The organism is Ureibacillus sp. FSL W7-1570, assembly GCF_038593265.1.
GTDB classification, from domain to species: Bacteria; Bacillota; Bacilli; order Bacillales_A; family Planococcaceae; genus Ureibacillus; species Ureibacillus suwonensis.
Window position 1 is genome coordinate 2,100,054 of sequence record NZ_CP151979.1, and the last position, 17,092, is coordinate 2,117,145.

At 39.7% G+C, this 17,092-nt stretch carries 17 protein-coding genes; 6 read left to right on the top strand and 11 right to left on the bottom strand.

Annotated features, from left to right (window positions below):
- Window positions 1–91: 91 nt before the first annotated feature.
- From NST13_RS10505 to putP, 3 genes are all read right to left on the bottom strand, one after another.
- On the bottom strand, window positions 92–1,579 hold the full coding sequence (locus tag NST13_RS10505) for a peptide MFS transporter (protein ID WP_342580563.1): 1,488 nt from the start codon (window positions 1,577–1,579) through the stop codon (window positions 92–94).
- A gap of 290 nt (window positions 1,580–1,869) precedes the next feature.
- Window positions 1,870–3,150 (bottom strand): GTPase HflX, encoded by a 1,281-nt coding sequence (gene hflX / locus NST13_RS10510; RefSeq protein ID WP_342471018.1) that lies wholly within the window; start codon window positions 3,148–3,150, stop codon window positions 1,870–1,872.
- Window positions 3,151–3,249: 99 nt separating this feature from the next.
- A complete protein-coding gene (gene putP / locus NST13_RS10515; protein WP_342580564.1) occupies window positions 3,250–4,740 on the bottom strand; it encodes a sodium/proline symporter PutP in 1,491 nt (496 codons plus the stop codon).
- 280 nt (window positions 4,741–5,020) lie between these two features.
- On the opposite strand from putP, the gene NST13_RS10520 reads away from it, so the two are divergent.
- From NST13_RS10520 to NST13_RS10530, 3 genes are all read left to right on the top strand, one after another.
- Entirely contained in the window at window positions 5,021–6,187 is a 1,167-nt protein-coding gene (locus NST13_RS10520; protein ID WP_342580565.1) for an SAM-dependent methyltransferase, read from the top strand.
- A gap of 210 nt (window positions 6,188–6,397) precedes the next feature.
- Complete coding sequence (locus NST13_RS10525) at window positions 6,398–7,018, top strand: DUF47 domain-containing protein (RefSeq protein ID WP_342471014.1); 621 nt, start codon at window positions 6,398–6,400, stop codon at window positions 7,016–7,018.
- A gap of 22 nt (window positions 7,019–7,040) precedes the next feature.
- On the top strand, window positions 7,041–8,057 hold the full coding sequence (locus NST13_RS10530; protein ID WP_342580566.1) for an inorganic phosphate transporter: 1,017 nt from the start codon (window positions 7,041–7,043) through the stop codon (window positions 8,055–8,057).
- A gap of 28 nt (window positions 8,058–8,085) precedes the next feature.
- Here NST13_RS10530 and NST13_RS10535 read toward each other — a convergent pair whose 3' ends face one another.
- Together NST13_RS10535 and NST13_RS10540 are read right to left on the bottom strand one after the other, a co-directional pair.
- Window positions 8,086–8,244, bottom strand: coding sequence for a hypothetical protein (locus NST13_RS10535; RefSeq protein ID WP_342471011.1), 159 nt, complete (start codon window positions 8,242–8,244; stop codon window positions 8,086–8,088).
- Between the two features lie 85 nt (window positions 8,245–8,329).
- The gene (locus tag NST13_RS10540; RefSeq protein ID WP_342471010.1) at window positions 8,330–9,409 is read right to left on the bottom strand and encodes an AI-2E family transporter; all 1,080 of its coding nucleotides are present in this window, start codon (window positions 9,407–9,409) and stop codon (window positions 8,330–8,332) included.
- 234 nt (window positions 9,410–9,643) lie between these two features.
- On the opposite strand from NST13_RS10540, the gene NST13_RS10545 reads away from it, so the two are divergent.
- Window positions 9,644–10,147, top strand: a complete 504-nt coding sequence (locus NST13_RS10545; protein WP_342471009.1) for a hypothetical protein — start codon at window positions 9,644–9,646, stop codon at window positions 10,145–10,147.
- A gap of 197 nt (window positions 10,148–10,344) precedes the next feature.
- On the opposite strand, the gene NST13_RS10550 is transcribed toward NST13_RS10545, so the two are convergent.
- The 5 genes from NST13_RS10550 to NST13_RS10570 all read right to left on the bottom strand — a co-directional run bounded on the left by NST13_RS10550 (window position 10,345) and on the right by NST13_RS10570 (window position 13,928).
- A complete protein-coding gene (locus NST13_RS10550; protein WP_342471008.1) occupies window positions 10,345–11,064 on the bottom strand; it encodes a YebC/PmpR family DNA-binding transcriptional regulator in 720 nt (239 codons plus the stop codon).
- A gap of 127 nt (window positions 11,065–11,191) precedes the next feature.
- The gene (locus NST13_RS10555) at window positions 11,192–11,671 is read right to left on the bottom strand and encodes a low molecular weight protein-tyrosine-phosphatase (protein ID WP_342471006.1); all 480 of its coding nucleotides are present in this window, start codon (window positions 11,669–11,671) and stop codon (window positions 11,192–11,194) included.
- A 43-nt stretch (window positions 11,672–11,714) separates the two neighbouring features.
- The gene (locus NST13_RS10560) at window positions 11,715–12,317 is read right to left on the bottom strand and encodes a 1-acyl-sn-glycerol-3-phosphate acyltransferase (protein ID WP_342471005.1); all 603 of its coding nucleotides are present in this window, start codon (window positions 12,315–12,317) and stop codon (window positions 11,715–11,717) included.
- Window positions 12,318–12,387: 70 nt separating this feature from the next.
- Window positions 12,388–13,233, bottom strand: a complete 846-nt coding sequence (locus tag NST13_RS10565) for a putative RNA methyltransferase (protein ID WP_342580567.1) — start codon at window positions 13,231–13,233, stop codon at window positions 12,388–12,390.
- A 26-nt stretch (window positions 13,234–13,259) separates the two neighbouring features.
- Window positions 13,260–13,928, bottom strand: coding sequence for a nuclease-related domain-containing protein (locus NST13_RS10570; RefSeq protein WP_342462946.1), 669 nt, complete (start codon window positions 13,926–13,928; stop codon window positions 13,260–13,262).
- Window positions 13,929–14,143: 215 nt separating this feature from the next.
- Between NST13_RS10570 and nagZ the strand changes: the two genes are divergently transcribed.
- Window positions 14,144–15,814, top strand: coding sequence for a beta-N-acetylhexosaminidase (gene nagZ / locus NST13_RS10575; protein ID WP_342580568.1), 1,671 nt, complete (start codon window positions 14,144–14,146; stop codon window positions 15,812–15,814).
- A 120-nt stretch (window positions 15,815–15,934) separates the two neighbouring features.
- Window positions 15,935–16,378, top strand: coding sequence for a hypothetical protein (locus NST13_RS10580; RefSeq protein WP_342471001.1), 444 nt, complete (start codon window positions 15,935–15,937; stop codon window positions 16,376–16,378).
- Between the two features lie 215 nt (window positions 16,379–16,593).
- On the opposite strand, the gene NST13_RS10585 is transcribed toward NST13_RS10580, so the two are convergent.
- Window positions 16,594–16,737 (bottom strand): hypothetical protein, encoded by a 144-nt coding sequence (locus NST13_RS10585; RefSeq protein ID WP_172597779.1) that lies wholly within the window; start codon window positions 16,735–16,737, stop codon window positions 16,594–16,596.
- Window positions 16,738–17,092: the final 355 nt, after the last annotated feature.

Genomic DNA, 17,092 nt, shown 5'->3' on the forward strand with positions numbered 1-17,092 from the left:
TCCATATGAAAAGATTACAAGCTAATAAAAAAGGACCGATAGAAAATTTTCCATCGGTCAAATTAATAATACATATATAAGTTGTAAATTTTTACTTAATTCCTCTCATGGCTTTGGAAATGATTGGAGTCAATAATAATATGATCATGCCCAAGATAATGGACAATCCGCCCAATGCTCCGAAGTAAGTAAATTCCGTTACTGCTTCATAAAGTCTTACAAGCTGTGCGTTAATTGCTTGCGCAGCCGCACTTGTCAAGAACCAGAGGGCCATTGTCTGAGATGCAAAGGCTTGAGGGGCAAGTTTTGTCGTTGCAGACAATCCAACCGGAGAAAGCAACAATTCCCCAATAACAACTAAAAAGAATGATAACACCAGCCATAATGGGCTTACCAATTCTGTTCCACCGGAAAGCTTGGATGGAATCATCATGATTAAGAAAGATGCTCCTGCGAAGAATAGGGCAATGGAAAACTTGAGCGGGGTTGATGGCTGGCGATCGCCAAGTTTTATCCATATCCATGCGAAAACCGGAGCGAAGATGATGACAAACAATGGATTTAATGATTGGAACCAGGAAGCTTTTAATTCAAAACCCCCGACATTCAAATTTGTTCTCGTATCAGCATATGTCGCCAATATTGTTGCCCCTTGTTCCTGTATTGCCCAGAACATCACCGCGGCAATGAATAATGGAATATATGCCAACACCCGGGATTTTTCATCCTTTGTCGTTTTCGGGCTTCGGTACATGATGATAAAGAACGCTGTTGGAATCAACACACCCAATGTTGTAATGATTGTGCTGAATACCGCCATTGTCAAATTACCGGAAATGTACAATCCGCCCAGTACAACGGCAATTGCAGCAAAAATCAACGTAAAATACATGACGGCTTTTTTCTTTTCAGAATCATTCAATGGGTTTGGCACTTGAACCCCTGCCAGACCAAGATTTTTCTTTTGGGTTGCCAAGTAAGTAATCAACCCGATCAACATACCAATACCCGCTAAACCGAATCCTAAATGGAAGCTGTATGTTTCACCGATTGTCCCAACAATAAACGGTGATAAAAACGCACCCATATTGATTCCCATATAGAAAATACTAAAACCGGAGTCGCGACGGGCATCATTTTCGGCATACATGTCACCAACGATCGAGGACACATTCGTTTTTAATAGGCCTGTGCCAATAATGATGAAAGCCATCGAAATAACAAGGCCGGTCAATGCAAGAGGCAAAGCCAAAATAAAATGCCCTATCATAATTAATATGCCGCCATAAAATACCGTCTTGCGGGGGCCCCATACGCGGTCAGAGAACCAACCGCCGATAATGCCGGACATATATACCAACGAACCATAGATGGCCATAATGGAGTTTGCGGTACCTTTGTCCAGTCCCAAACCGCCTTCGTTCAATTCATAATACATGTAGAATATTAAAATCGCCCGCATTCCATAATAGGAAAAGCGTTCCCAGAACTCGGTAAAGAACAATGTGAACAATCCTTTAGGATGTCCTACAAATCCCTTTTGGGGGACCGATTTTACAATCTCTTCCTTGGATAACATTGATTCTCCTTCTTTCATTTATTACACTTTTTTCTTTTTTCTGAAAATTCCGCCACTTAGATTCAACTACATTAACTAGTTATAAATAATAACCAAAACTTTTTCAATATATTTGCATAATGTTTAAATTTTAAGTTAATTTCGTATTTTTCTAAATTTCCAATCATTCCAACTGTTTCGTTCAAATTACATTCCGTTTTATTCCTATATTAAAATAACTTATAACCTTCCGCATAGTTCAATTAAAATAAAAAACGGAAGAAATTAGATTCCTTCCGCTCTTTTTTATACTATTTCACCACATATTCCTCAAACTTTTTAAAATCCGCTTCCTTTAATTCCACTTTTAATCTCGTACCGTCTTCTTCATATTCCGTCGAAATGATGGATGCAATATCATTCAAATATGAAACGATATCCCCCCGATGGAAAGGGATGATCATTTCACACGTATAATAATCGGAGAAAATATGTTTCCGAATACAATCGATCAACTCATCCAGCCCTTTTTCTTCTTTTGCAGAAATCCAGAGGTCATCTCCGTAAACTTGTGGGTAAGGGACTCCGGCCAAATCACACTTATTATAAATGTAAAGGGTTGGCACATTTTCAACCCCGATTTCTTTTAACGTCTGATTTGTCACATCCATCATAAACCTGTATTCCTTGTTGGAAACATCAACAACATGCAGCAACAGATCCGCTTCCCTTGCTTCTTCCAATGTGGAACGGAAAGCTTTTACCAATTGATGGGGAAGCTTGCTGACAAATCCAACGGTATCCGTAAGCAAAAACTGTTTTTTATCCGGCAATTCAATTTTTCTGACTGAGGTATCCAATGTGGCGAAAAGCATATCCTTTTCAAATACTTCTTTTTCCGCATGGCCGAATTTCCCAATCAATTTGTTCATGATCGTCGATTTTCCGGCATTTGTATACCCCACAAGCGATACGACGGGTATTTCATTTTTTCGCCGTTTCTTTCGCTGGGTCTCCCTCTGCTCTTCCACTTCCTCAAGCTCTTTTCGCAGCCTTGCAATTTGGTCCTCGATTTTCCGGCGATCGAGCTCCAACTTTGTTTCACCAAGCCCTCTGTTCCGGAGACTACCGCCTGTCGCACCGGCTTGTCTCGATAAGGAAGAATGCAGTCCCACAAGCCTTGGCAGCATGTATTGCAGCTGAGCCAACTCCACTTGCAATTTTGCTTCTTTCGTTTTTGCACGCCGATCAAAAATATCCAAAATTAATGTTGTCCGGTCAATAACTTTGCAATCCAAATCATGTTCCAAATTGCGAATTTGAGATGGAGAAAGTTCATCGTTGAATATGATGAGGTTCGCTCCCGTCTCATCAAAGAAATTCTTTATTTCAACCACTTTTCCTTTTCCCACATAATGCGAAGGGTTGATGCGTTCCAAATTTTGTGTCACTTGCCCCAACACTTCCACTTCCAAAGCTTCCGCAAGATTTGCCAATTCTTCCATGGAATATTCAAAATTTGGATCGCCTAAATTGACGCCGACTAATATCGCTTTTTCTTTCGGCGCCTCCACTTCTTTTAATCGCGTCATCCTTTTCCCTCCAATACGGCTCATCCTTATAATTTCAGTATACCATTCCCATAAAAAGAAAGACCCACACCTATTGTGTGGATCCTTCTATATAATATATTATTTTTCTTTTTCCGTTTTTAAAACTTCCAAAGTTTGATTGAATTCCTCTTCAATTTCCGGATTTGGTTTATACGTGATTAAACTTACAACCAACGCAACGATCAAGCAGGAGAAGAATCCTGGCACCATTTCATAAATGATTCCGGAAAGTGTGGAAGATTGACCCCAAATAAATGCAACCACGGCACCGACGAGCATTCCGCTTAATGCACCGATATTCGTCAGCTTTCTCCAATATAATGCCAAAAGGATAATCGGACCAAAGGCTGAACCGAACCCTGCCCAAGCGAATCCTACCAAATCCAAAATGGAGTTATTTGGATTCCAAGCTAAAATCATGGCGATAATGGATACAACCAAAACGGCTAATCGTCCGGCTGTCACATAATGCTTGTCGGAAGCGTCTTTTTTAAATAATGCTTTATAAATATCCTCAATCAAAGCGGAAGAAGTAACGATTAATTGAGATGAAATTGTACTCATAATCGCCGCCAAAATGGCTGCCAATAAAACTCCGGCAACAAATGGATGGAACAAGATTTGCCCCATTTCAATGAAAATGGTTTCCGGATCGTCAAGCGTCAATCCATTTTGTTGGAAATACGCAACCCCTACAAGCGCTGTACAGATCGCACCGACCAAACTTAGAATCATCCACCCAATTCCAATGCGACGGGCACTTTTCATTTCTTTCACCGTGTTTATCGCCATGAAGCGAACGATGATGTGCGGTTGACCGAAATATCCAAGACCCCATGCGACTGATGAAATAATTCCGGCTGCAGCCGCTGTTGACGGAAGTAAAGATAAATGCTCCGTATTTACAGTTGTGATGGCACTGTGGGTATCTCCGAAACCACCTGTTACGAAAATACCTACAAGCGGAACCAAGATCAACGCCAGGAACATGATTGTCCCTTGTACCACATCCGTATAACTTACCGCCAAGAAGCCGCCAAAAAGTGTATATATAACGACTACCGCAGCCACAATGATCATCCCTAAGTGGTAATCAAGCCCGAAGGAACTTTGGAAAAACTTCCCTCCAGATACCATACCGGATGACACGTAGAATGTGAAGAATACTAGAATGACGATTCCTGAAGCAATTCGCAACAATTTTGTATTGTCACGTAGACGGTTATCCAAAAAGCTTGGGATCGTAATGGAATCTTTTGAAACTTGTGTATAAACCCGCAAACGCGGCGCTACTAAAACGTAGTTCAAATATTGTCCGACTGTCAGCCCGATGGCGATCCATGCTTCCACTAGACCGGCTGCATAAATCGCGCCAGGCAATCCCATCAAGAGCCAGCCGGACATGTCTGCAGCACCGGCACTTAACGCAGTTGTAATAGGACCTAATCCCCGGCCTCCCAACATGAATTCTTTTAAGTTGCTAGTTCTTTTGAATGCATACCAACCGATAAATAACATTGCGGCCATATACAAAACGATTGCCAGCATCTGGTAGTGATATTCTTGCATAAAATATTCCTCCATTTCTTTTACTATTTCTTTTTCGAATACTTTGATACATAAAGCAGCGGAAAGGGGACGATTCTTAGAAAATTATTTTATAGTATTACTTTACCACATGAATATGTTTCTTGAATATAATATTATTTCAAAAAATTCGATTTTCTAATAAAATTCCGCATACGAAATTTTTACTTTATTTTTTCCATGGGCTTTCCACCTTATTCAAAACCACGGATTATATGTTAAACTAATGACGATTATCCTATATCAAAGAAGGTTGATAGTAATGGAATTTGATGGAATGAAGCAGCTGTTGCTGGAACTGATCCAACAAAAAAAATTGGTTTCAGCTACAATCAGTCAGCCCAGAAAAAAATCCGACGGGCTGAAAAGGATAAAATTGAAACCAGTTGAGATTAAAGGACAGTACCACATTCAGCTGGAATATCAATTTGAAAGAATATTAAAGCATGAAAATGTTTTACTGGAAAATTTTTGTTCAGTCTTAGATAGTATTTTTAAAAAATTCAGACAATTCCATGGGCAATTCACTGATCGCATAATACAAGTCCAATTGTCGAAAAAGAATAAAGTTTTCTGGAAAGAAGAGAAAACGGAATCAATCAAAGAAGTGTCTTTATCCCATAATCGCAAAAAGAATTATTTGCTGAATGAATCCACTCCATATCCGTTCCTGGTGCGCCTTGGTGTCCAAACCCCTGATGGAAAAGTGAAAAAACAAAAATACGATAAATTTCGCCAAATCAACCGCTTTCTTGAATTTATTGATGATTCGCTCGATTATTTGTCGAAAGACCGGCAAATCCGGATCCTCGATTTCGGTTCAGGAAAATCCTATTTAACCTTCGCCTTATATCATTATTTAAAAATGGAGAAGGGACTGGATATCAAAGTAACGGGCCTGGACTTGAAAAAAGAAGTGATTGAGGAATGCAACAAGATTGCAAAAGATTTGCAATATGACCATTTGGAGTTTCTTGTAGGGGACATCAGCGATTATCATGATGAAACTTCCGTGGACATGGTTGTCACGTTGCATGCTTGCGATGTTGCAACCGATATGGCGTTGGCCCGCGCAGTAAAATGGGGGGCTAAAGTCATTTTGAGCGTGCCATGCTGCCAACATGAATTGAACCGCCAATTGAATGCTCCCCAATTGGAAATTATGACACAGCATGGATTAATCAAAGAGCGCTTCGCCGCCCTAGCAACGGATTCCATCCGTGCAGAAATCCTGAAATTGGTCGGATACGAAGTGCAACTGATGGAATTCATTGATATGGAGCATACACCAAAAAATATATTAATCCGAGCCTATTATACCGGCAGAAAACCAACCAAACACGAATTCGAACGATACAAAGGGTTTATTGATTTCTTATCGGCAAAACCGTTTTTGCAAAAGGAACTGGAAGAATATTTCATATCATGAGAAACCATAATAAAGTATATTAATGTGGCTGTGCCCGTTAATATACTTTTTTCTTTCTCCATTGATCCATCTGAAAAAATTGTTACAAATAATATTACAGGAATGTAAATTTTGTCATTTTCGACACCTCTATTCTATGGTTTTGGACTATTTTTTGCTATCATAAAAAAGGTTTGAATAAACTAACGCATATCAGGGGGCATTACATTCATGTTTAATCCAAGAAAATCAGATCCATTTTTTTCGTCATTGCACAAGATTGCAGAAAACATGCGGGATGCAGTTCATTATGCCAATGACTTCAATGTTGATTCTATGGCTGATTTAAAAGAATTAAGTATCAAAGTAAAACAGTATGAAACAGATGGGGACAATTTGATTCATGAACTGATTGTGATGTTAAACAAATCATTCATGACGCCTATCGAAAGGGAAGATATATTAGCATTAGCAATCAAGATGGACGATGTATTAGATGGTATAGAACAATGTTTTGCACACTTGGAAATGTTCTCAATTCCTGAATTGGATGACAACATGCGCGCATTTCTAAAATACATAACAAGAAGTGCAGATGAAATTGTAGCCGCAATCGACTTATTAAATAAGAAAGATTTACCTTCCATGAGAAACCATATTATTTTAATTAAGGACTATGAACGTGAGTGTGATGAAATATCCCGTTCTTCCATCAAACAATTATTTTTAAATGAAAAAGATCCAATCCGTTTAATTAAATACAAAGATATTTACAATCAATTAGAAGACATTGCAGATTATTGTCAAGACGTAGCAAACACCCTAGAAACAATCATCATGCGTAATGCGTAAAAACGGAGTGGAGAAATAGGATATGGATACCATTTTTATCATAACAATATTAATCGTGATTTGTGCATTAGCATTCGACTTTATTAACGGATTTCATGATACAGCAAACGCCATTGCTACGTCTGTTTCAACTCGTGCACTACCACCGCGCACAGCTGTAATGCTTGCTGCTATTATGAACTTCCTTGGTGCGATTTCATTCGTAGGTGTGGCTAAAGCCATTGCCAGCGACATCGTAGACCCATTTTCGTTGAATCAAACACCGGATGATACAACCGGTTCAGTCGTAATTTTAGCAGCATTGCTTTCTGCAATATTATGGAATTTAGTTACTTGGTATTTTGGGATTCCATCAAGCTCATCCCATACGTTAATCGGTTCCATTGCAGGAGCCGCCATTGCTGCAGCAGGATTTGATATTCTAAACTACTCCGGATTTCTTGGAATTTTAAAAGCTTTAATCTTTTCGCCTTTCATCGCTTTTGCTGTCGGCTTTTTATTTATGACTTTGTTTAAACTGATGTTTAAGAATTTGAATCTTTATCGCACCAATAAAGGTTTCCGTACAATGCAAATTTTCACTGCCTCATTACAGGCATTTACGCACGGTACAAACGATGCCCAAAAAGCCATGGGGATTATTACAATGGCTTTAATTGCAGCAGGTATGCAACATGATAATGAAGTACAAGAATGGGTGCGAATTGCCTGCGCCATTGCAATGGGATTAGGTACTTCCATCGGGGGATACAAAATCATCAAAACCGTTGGAACAAAGATTATGAAAATTCGTCCTGTCAACGGCGCTGCAGCTGACTTGGCATCCGCAACGGTCATCTTCGGGGCAACATTGATTCATTTACCTGTATCAACAACCCACGTTATTTCTTCATCCATTATGGGGGTTGGATCTGCCCAACGTGCGAAGGGGGTAAATTGGGGAGTTGCCCGCAAAATCGTGTTGACTTGGATTATCACAATGCCGATATCCGCTGTAATCTCTGCAGGCATTTACCTTATTTTGAATCTGTTCTTCTAAAAAAAAGCACGAGCTTTGATGCTCGTGTTTATATTTTTTTATTGGATGAAATGAATTCCAAAGATTGAGTGCTTTGATTGATGGATGGTTCATAAACGGCGTAAAAAATGGTCAATGCAATAACGACCAACAGACTTACTAAAAGAATAATGCCCATAAGAATGATTGCCGCTTTTTTTCCGCTCATTCGAAATCCCCTTTTCTAATAATCGTTCGACTGCCTTTCACAGTTTAGTATACAATACCTCATCACCCGCGGGGCATGGAATTTGTTATAGCGTTTTCGTCGCAGTCTCCTTAATTTTCTTTCTCTCTTCGTAAATATTTTTCACAATGACTTTCAATACGGCATAAGTCGGAATGCCAATGATGATTGCAACAAATCCGCCAATATTCCCTGCAGCGAGTACAATGGTAATAACCGTTAATGGATGAATGTCCAAAGATTTACCCATGATATTTGGAGTGATTAAATTGCTTTCCAATTGCTGAGCAACCAGAGTAATGACACATACCCAAATCACCAAAATCGGGTCTTGGATGATGGCGACAAGAATCGCCGGCGCCAGAGAGAGCCACGGACCGATGAACGGGATCATGTTCATGAAGAATGAGAAAATTGCAAGTAATAGCGCATATTCGAGACCGATGATCAAATACCCGATCAGCATCATTGTGGCAAGAATCAAACTGACGAGCACTTGTCCCTGCACATAATTTTTCAACACTTCATTGATGTCTTCCAATGTATTTTTCACCCAAGTCCGGCGTTCACCGGTAAAGAGTTTATAAATATTGGGTGCAAACTTTTCATGATCCTTTAACATGAATATATAAAAGAACGGCACCAAAATCAGGGTAAAAATCGTTGAAACGGTACCACTTACCAGGTTTACAATGCTTTTGCTTCCCACCACTACAATATCTTGAATGGAATTTGTAACGGAATCGATAAAGTTTTCAACTTGCGGCGGCAAATTATCTTTATTTTCCAAAATAAAATCCGTTGTATCCATAATTTTGTCCCCTATACTTGGCGCGTTTTGCACTAAACGGTTCACCTGTTCGGCAATCGGGTTTCCGATAATCAACAACAATCCGGTCACCAAACCCGCAAAAACCAGGACAATTGTAGATATGCTTGCCCATCTTGGCAGCCCCTTTTTTTCCAGCCAGCGTTGAAGAGGTTCTGATATGTAAAAAAGTACACCGCTCAATAATACAGGTACAAAAATCGTTTTTATGATGATCACAATTGGATTAAAAATCCAATGTATTTCTATTACATATTTAATAATTAGTAGAGCAATTAAAATACCAATGCCCACTTGAAACCATAGTTTTTTTGTCATCGCTCCATCACTCCCTTATCCAAGTCTACCCACTTATAAGCACCCCCTATACAACCTGTACCAAATTGGGGTTCACTTAATAAAATTATCTTACAAAAAATGTATATAAACAACAAATGTTATTTTTTTATACGGCCAGATTAAACAAAAAGTTCCAGCTATCTATATTTTTCCCTCCATCTATATACTAAACTGAGATAAAAGGGGAAGAATCAGTGGAAATGAGGGAATGTCATGATTTATGAATTTATTGCATGCAATCAAAAATTGCCCACTTTTCAAGAAGCGCTTGAAGATGAACAGATGAAATCCTATAACGAACTTTTGGCATTGGGGCTTTCGGAAGAGCAAATTGCCATACGGGGGGTGGATTTAAAAGGCATCGACCGTGACAAAAAGGTTTTCTGGATCCGGTTGCCGGATGAACTTTTGAATAGCCCGCTGCTAGTGGAAAAAGACTCTCATAATCCTTACGCCCGATACTTATCGGACAAAAAATATGTCTATAAACTGTCTAATGTCAGCAGCGAAATCATTCCACATGTCGCCTATTATTTGTTGAAATATGCGAATTTATGGAGAGAATTGGAGATATGGCGAGTCATCCAGGACGATTACTTAATCGACATGGCGGAAATTCCCCATCGAATCATTCCTTTGCATGTATTAACATTGGAAGATTTAGAAGCTTTTTTTGATCGTCCAGCTCCCCGGAAAATGACGATTACCCAACCGTAACTAAGACAACAACTGTCAATTCTTACAATTTTTCAAGCGACAAAAAATGCCTCCTCATTCGTGACAATACTTTTGAGGAGGCAGGATATCGCAATCCATTGAGATAAAATCAAGATGTATATGACAGTCCGTATCGTTGATTGCGACTTTTGCTAATTTTGTTTGTTGGGAAATATTAATTCCAACATTCAGGAATATTAATCTTCCAAATCCGCATTGTGGTAGACGCGTTGCACATCTTCCAAATCTTCCAACGCATCAATCATTTTTTCGAATTTTGCTTTATCTTCCCCAGTTAATTTTACTTCCGTTTGAGGAATCATTGTAAGTTCGGCTACTGCAAATTCCTCAATTCCCGCCGCTTTGAACGCTTCTTGTGCAGCATGGAACTGATTTGGTTCCGCATAAACAATGGTCATTCCATCTTCCTCAAATACATCCCGTGCATCAATGTCCGCTTCCAATAATATTTCCAACACTTCATCCACGGATTTTCCTTCAATTCCAAATACGGCTGTAGGATCGAACATATAAGAAACGGATCCTGCCACTCCCATGTTTCCGCCGTTTTTCCCGAAAGCGGCACGCACTTCAGATACGGTACGATTCACGTTATTTGTTAAAGCGTCGACAATCACCATTGTTCCGCCTACGCCAAATCCTTCGTAACGCAATTCGTCATAATCTTCTCCGCCCGCACCTTTTGCTTTTTCAATAGCACGGTCAATAATATGTCTCGGTACATTATACGTTTTCGCTCTTTCCAGAACGGCTTTTAACGCCTGGTTCAACTCTGGGTCCGGATCACCTTTTTTCGCAGCTACATAAATTTCCTTACCGAATTTCGCATAAATTCGGCTGGTGTTTTTATCTTTTTCCGCCTTTTTATCTTTAATATTGTTCCATTTACGACCCATTGGATTCACTCTCTTTCCTGGTTTAAGATATCAATTTAATCAGCATTCAATTTATATGACTGTACCATTATACAACATGATTTGTATTATGAAAATAATCCCTACTTGATTTTTCTCCGCAATACCTTTATAATGTTTGGTCCCCAATTTCCATATCTTCTAAAATTTTATTCAATAATGCTTCACATCCATCGGTCACCAATTCATATGTTTCTTGGAAATCGCCTGTATAATATGGATCCGGAACATCCTTTTTGTGTTCTGTCAAATCCAAAAAGCGGAATATTTTAGGATGGTCGGGCTGACCTAACAATCGACGGATATTCCTTACATTGCTTTCATCCATACCGACAATATAATCAAATTTTTCAAAATCCTCTTTTTTCAACTGACGGGCAATGATACCGTCCGTGGGAATGTTATGTTCCCTCAATTTACTTACCGTGCCGTAATGGGGCGGTTCACCGACATGCCAGGAACTTGTACCTGCCGAATCCACTTCTATCTTGCCTTCCAACCCTCTCTTTTTCAACATGTCCCTGAACACCGCTTCAGCCATCGGTGAGCGGCAGATATTCCCCAAGCACACAAATATCACACGTTTCATCACATAACCCCCTTTAAAAAGCACCTTCCGAAGACGGAAAGTGCTATTTCATTTCTATTTTTTGTTTCAGTTCTTCCGTTAGTCTTTGAAACTCTTTCTCCAAAAAAGCGGTATATTCTTCCCTGGCCTCTTTGCCTGCAGGAACTGTAAAAGGCTTTCCATAAATCAAATACGCTTTTTTCCGTTGAAACACTTCCTTCAGATTTTTTGGACCAATATAAGCCGCCGGAACGACTTTCGCTTTTGCAAGTTGCGCAATGGTGATCGCCCCTTGTTTCAATTCGCTATTATTCGTCGTTCGGGTGCCGCTCGGAAAAATACCAACAATTTCCCCTTTTTTCAATAATTGAAGCGGGATTTTAATGACGCTTGGCCCCGGATTGTCACGGTCAACGGGAAAAGCGTTCAACTTCGTAATCAACCATCCCAGACCTTTTATATCAAACAGCTGTTTCTTTGCCATAAAGTGAATTTGTCTGGGATAAATGGAAAGGCCCAGATTCAAAATATCAATATATCCGTTGTGGGTACATGCCAAAACATACCCTTCATCCTTCGGTATATTTTCTTTGCCGAATTCTTTCGCTCTTGAACCGTTCAATGACAGAAACGGCCCCACTATTTTTGCTCCGATATCATATAACACAGCAGATTCCTACCCTTAATCTAGTTTTATTAATCTATTTTAAAAAAAACGTCCTGTTCTTTCAATCGAATCACCGTTGACATTCCCCCACCAGCAATTCCAGATCGATGGTCACTTCATTTAAATCAATCCCTCTTGTTTCCGCATGCCATCCCAATGGCGTCATTTCAATTAATCTTGGAACCAGATCCTTTTCAATCGGCATCTTGTACGTAATCCTTTGTCTTTGCACATAAGGGAATTGCTCATAAAAACGTTTGACGGTCCGTTCATTGGTATAGTTTTCTTTTTCGGAGTCGACAAAAATTTGCTTCCGCAATTCCATCAAATATCCCGATTGGGGAACCACCTTTATGATTTTCCCATCACTTTTCAGCAATCGTTTAAATTCATCGTAATTGGCAGGTGACAAAATATTCAGGATGACATCAAAGGACCGTTCCCGAAAAGGGCTGCTCGCCAAGTCCCCAACACACCAAATTTTCTTTTCATAGTACTTTGCCGCGGTCATAATCCCTTCCTTTGCAATATCGATCCCTACACCAACCGCTTCTTTGTTGTTTAATCGCCCGCAGATTCCCACCAAGTGGGAACCTTCCCCGCAACCGGTATCCAATATGGTTTGAACGGAATCCCCGATGACTTTTGCAATCTGATTATGCAATTCATTGTATAATCCTGCATCTATCACCATTTTTCTCGATTCAAACAAATTTTTCGTATACATGGAACGGACCGGCTTCGTCAAAAAATTGACGTACCCCTGTTTTGCGATGGTAAAGCTATGGCGATTGCCGCAAACCACTTCTCCTTGTTCCAGTACCTCCATTGCTTCGTTGCAAATCGGACAGCTGAAAAGCCTATCATTTTCTTTCATATAATCAATGCTGTTTTGCCGTTTTGAGCGTTTTTCCATTGCCATGTCCTTTCAATTTGTTGATTCTAATGATTTGTAGCATGATTCATATGAAATGAAGTGTTTTGGCCGCCGGTATATTGTTTCAAGGTTTGATAAACCGAATCGATTTCTTGTGCCGACATCTTTTGTTCCGTTCCGGCTTTCCAAAAATGTTTCATTTCATTTATCTTCATGACTGAAACATTGTTTGATTTTACAACGATTTTCTTAAAGGAACAATTGTCCGTAAAAAGAATGACTAAGTGGAACAAATCACTTTTTTCATTCGCGATTTGATCCTGCAAATCAAGGATCGATTTTTTCGTTTCAATAATCGGATTAGCGAATGGTATCAGTTTATTTTTATTATTAGTCGCCTGGGCCCATTGCTCATCCTGTTCCCGTCCATAAATCCAACCGTTTTTATGTTGGATATTGAAGACGTAAATGCCCGATTCATGGATGACAATGGCATCCAATTTTCTTTTTCCGCCCGATGTTGGAAAGGCCAAGTTTAATAATAATTTATATTCCCCTTGTAAATATTTTAAAGATTGCACTAATAAATATGTATTTTTTATGTGTGGGTTTGTCCAAATATTAAATAAAGAATACCCAGTCATTTTCCTAAATTCACTATTTTCATATGTATACACACGAAAGGCGAATAAGATTCCTATCAAAATGAAAATAGTAAGAAACAAAATTGCCATATTCGTCCCTCCTTATATATTACTCATTATTCTACCAAACACCCCATATGTTGGCTATGTTATCATGAAAACATTCAATACATGTCGAAAATCATTGATATTTCCTTGGAAATATTGTCGATTGAATCTCTTTACACTCTTTCCTTGTCGATTGTTACTTTTCTTTTGTCCATACAACCAATTCAATGAAGAGACAAAAAAGGAGAAAATGATAAATGAAGAAACTGATCATTGCCGTTCTGATACTGATAGTGATTGTTGCTTTGGGCGTTATGTTGACTTTGAATCGAAGCCATAAAACCTCAAATGATGGAGATTCGCCTATTAACCCGCCATCACAAAACGAGGAACAGACTGCGGAAGAACTCATCCGGCAAATTATGAAAAATGCGGAAGAGGGCAAAGTGTTTCATATCCCGGTTATTGCAGGAAATACGAAACGGGAAGAGGCGGAAAACATTTTGGGTTCACCTGAAAAAACCGAAAAATCGTCCGTTGGTGAATATGCCTACTATCCAGCCCATCATTTGTCCCTTGGATTTGATGGACCACTGGTTTTTGATGTCCGATCCTATGATGAACGGTTATCCGCTATTCATTTGCAGGATATTCAGGATACTTTGGGAGAGCCGGAGAAGGAAACTTACTATGAAGATGGCACGATTTCTCAAATCATTCTGTATTACACCGTAAATAATGATTATTTGATCAAATGGATTTTACAGAAACCGACAACAGCTTCGCCAAATCCTGAAGTTCATCATATTTCCGTCATTACAGCAGATAATCCATCAAAAATCGCGAATGCAGTGGCCAATATGTCATTGGAAGAAAAAATCGGGCAAATGGTTTTTGCCGGCTTTTCCGGAGAACAAACGAACGAACATATCAAACAATTGGTTGTCGAAAGAAAAATTGGCGGCATCATCTTTCTTAAAGAAAACTTAAAATCCAGCCGTCAAATTACTCCATTATTAAATGAAGTCAAAAATTTGAACAGCGGCAATCCATATCCGCTTTTTCTGGGTATCGACCAGGAAGGCGGCAGCATCAATCGGCTCCCGGATGAAGTGGCCGTTTTGCCATCCAATCATTTGATTGGATTAAAGAACAATGCCGCTTATGCCTACGACTTTGGAAGACTGTTGGGAAAACAATTATCCGCATTCGGCTTTAACGTGGATTTTGCTCCGGTTTTGGACGTGAACAGCAATCCGAATAATCCGGTCATTGGCAACCGCGCTATCAGCAACGACCCTGAAACAGTATCAAATTTGGGCATTCAAATCATGAAAGGCATACAAGCTGAGAATATTATTTCTGTCATTAAGCATTTTCCCGGCCACGGCGATACTTCCGTCGATTCCCATCTGGCACTTCCTGTAGTAAACAAATCGATGAATGAATTAAAAAAAATGGAATTGCTTCCATTTAAAAACGCAATAGAAAACGGCGCGGATGCGGTAATGATAGCCCATATTTTACTGCCTCAAATCGATCAGCATTATCCTGCATCCATGTCAAAAACGGTCATCACCGATTTATTGAGAAAAAACCTCGGCTTTGACGGAGTTGTCATCACGGATGATCTGACGATGAAAGCCATTACGAACCAATACTCCTTGGAAAAAGCCGCTATATCCTCTGTCAAAGCCGGCAGTGATATCGTATTGATTGCCCATCATGAAGAAAAAATAGCTTCCGTTCTTAACCGGCTTATTTCCGCCGTCGAGCGCGGCGAAATTTCCGAGCAACAAATCAACGAAAGCGTCATTCGGATTCTCCGTCTGAAGGAAAAATATCAGCTAACGCATTCATCGGTGGAATATGCCAGCATTGAAGAATTGAACAAAGAAATTCATACAATTCTTGACAAGTATAATTAATATTTTTTTCTAATTTGTAAATAATAAAGCTAAAATCCAGAATCAATGTAAAAATGTTTATTCAATGTTTCGTTCTCTGGAAACTAGAAATCATCCAATACAAGGACGGAGGTTTTCACTGTGGAAATCATGGATTACAATGCAATTCCGGCCTACTTAGAATCAACGGAGCTGACCTTTGAATTGGAAAGTGTTGGAATATACGAAAACATCATGTTTCCGGTATCAGCGAAGGAAATTTCTCCTCAAGTGGAAGTTCAATATAATGTAGAAGTGGAAAAAAACACTCAAAAAAGCGTCGATAAAGGGCATTCCCCTTGGAGGCTCGATCCTGTTGCAACAACCCAAGTGTTCGTCAGCCTGCAAATTTCGCCAAGCGGCATTGAAGGGGAGTATCCAATTGAACTGAACAATTTAAAATTGCTTCACAGCGATAATGAAGTGGCGATTGTAGAAGTAAATGATCCAGATACAAATATCCATACCGTTTATTTAAAAAGGCTCATTCGGCAAGAGGAATCAGGCATTTGGACCGTAGTTGGATATGATGAAAACGGAAAATGAAAACGGGCTGCCCGGAAAATTCGCTTTCCAGGCAGCCTGCTTATTTTTCATTCACAACAATGAATGCAGAATTCCTTGTATAAGGACCAAACATCCGTGGGGAACTCTCAACCTTCCCAAATAAATATTCTTCCTCCCATAATCGAGTAGGAGGGAGCGATTAACTCCCGTCCTCTCACACCACCGTACGTACGGTTCCGTATACGGCGGTTCAATTAAGATGATTGACGCAAGTCTTTATAACTTCCGTGAATAGCTGTTCTCTTTATGCCAGTGGTCACTCCACCCTCCAAGAGGTCTCCCACGGGATTCACCGCTTCCTTCCTCAAGTGAGGTACTACGTTTTCTGTGTTCATCATGACTCACTGAATGCCAAGGGCTATTCTCTCTTAATTGTTCGGTCCTTCTTAGTAGTTCTAAACCAACTAATACTATGACCTCTGCTGACTTCTGACGGTTCAGCTACTTATCACTAAGTAGGTTATGAAGCGTACTTCACCTATCCGCCAGACCTCCCCGGGTAAGTACATGCACTTTCACACCATCTATCCGCCTCATCTACTCGATATGACCTTCGACAGAAAGAGCTTTGTTTTGTTTTGCAAACTCACTCAATCATACCTAGCCTTATATGAGGTTCGTGTTCCTCGGACCGGTGTTTTGCCTCCAGCTTCCTTCAGATTCCGCGTCACCACGGACACCCTTGCTCTTGGC

Bases quoted from the DNA above. Each gene is read 5' to 3' on its own strand.
- NST13_RS10530 (WP_342580566.1), top strand. From the start codon at position 7,041: ATGGATACCATTTTTATCATAACAATATTAATCGTGATTTGTGCATTA.
- NST13_RS10525 (WP_342471014.1), top strand. From the start codon at position 6,398: ATGTTTAATCCAAGAAAATCAGATCCATTTTTTTCGTCATTGCACAAG.
- NST13_RS10540 (WP_342471010.1), bottom strand. From the start codon at position 9,409: ATGACAAAAAAACTATGGTTTCAAGTGGGCATTGGTATTTTAATTGCT.
- NST13_RS10570 (WP_342462946.1), bottom strand. From the start codon at position 13,928: ATGGCAATTTTGTTTCTTACTATTTTCATTTTGATAGGAATCTTATTC.
- NST13_RS10585 (WP_172597779.1), bottom strand. From the start codon at position 16,737: ATGATGAACACAGAAAACGTAGTACCTCACTTGAGGAAGGAAGCGGTG.
- hflX (WP_342471018.1), bottom strand. From the start codon at position 3,150: ATGACGCGATTAAAAGAAGTGGAGGCGCCGAAAGAAAAAGCGATATTA.
- putP (WP_342580564.1), bottom strand. From the start codon at position 4,740: ATGCAAGAATATCACTACCAGATGCTGGCAATCGTTTTGTATATGGCC.
- NST13_RS10535 (WP_342471011.1), bottom strand. From the start codon at position 8,244: ATGAGCGGAAAAAAAGCGGCAATCATTCTTATGGGCATTATTCTTTTA.
- NST13_RS10555 (WP_342471006.1), bottom strand. From the start codon at position 11,671: ATGAAACGTGTGATATTTGTGTGCTTGGGGAATATCTGCCGCTCACCG.
- NST13_RS10505 (WP_342580563.1), bottom strand. From the start codon at position 1,579: ATGTTATCCAAGGAAGAGATTGTAAAATCGGTCCCCCAAAAGGGATTT.
- NST13_RS10520 (WP_342580565.1), top strand. From the start codon at position 5,021: ATGGAATTTGATGGAATGAAGCAGCTGTTGCTGGAACTGATCCAACAA.
- nagZ (WP_342580568.1), top strand. From the start codon at position 14,144: ATGAAGAAACTGATCATTGCCGTTCTGATACTGATAGTGATTGTTGCT.
- NST13_RS10545 (WP_342471009.1), top strand. From the start codon at position 9,644: ATGATTTATGAATTTATTGCATGCAATCAAAAATTGCCCACTTTTCAA.
- NST13_RS10550 (WP_342471008.1), bottom strand. From the start codon at position 11,064: ATGGGTCGTAAATGGAACAATATTAAAGATAAAAAGGCGGAAAAAGAT.
- NST13_RS10565 (WP_342580567.1), bottom strand. From the start codon at position 13,233: ATGGAAAAACGCTCAAAACGGCAAAACAGCATTGATTATATGAAAGAA.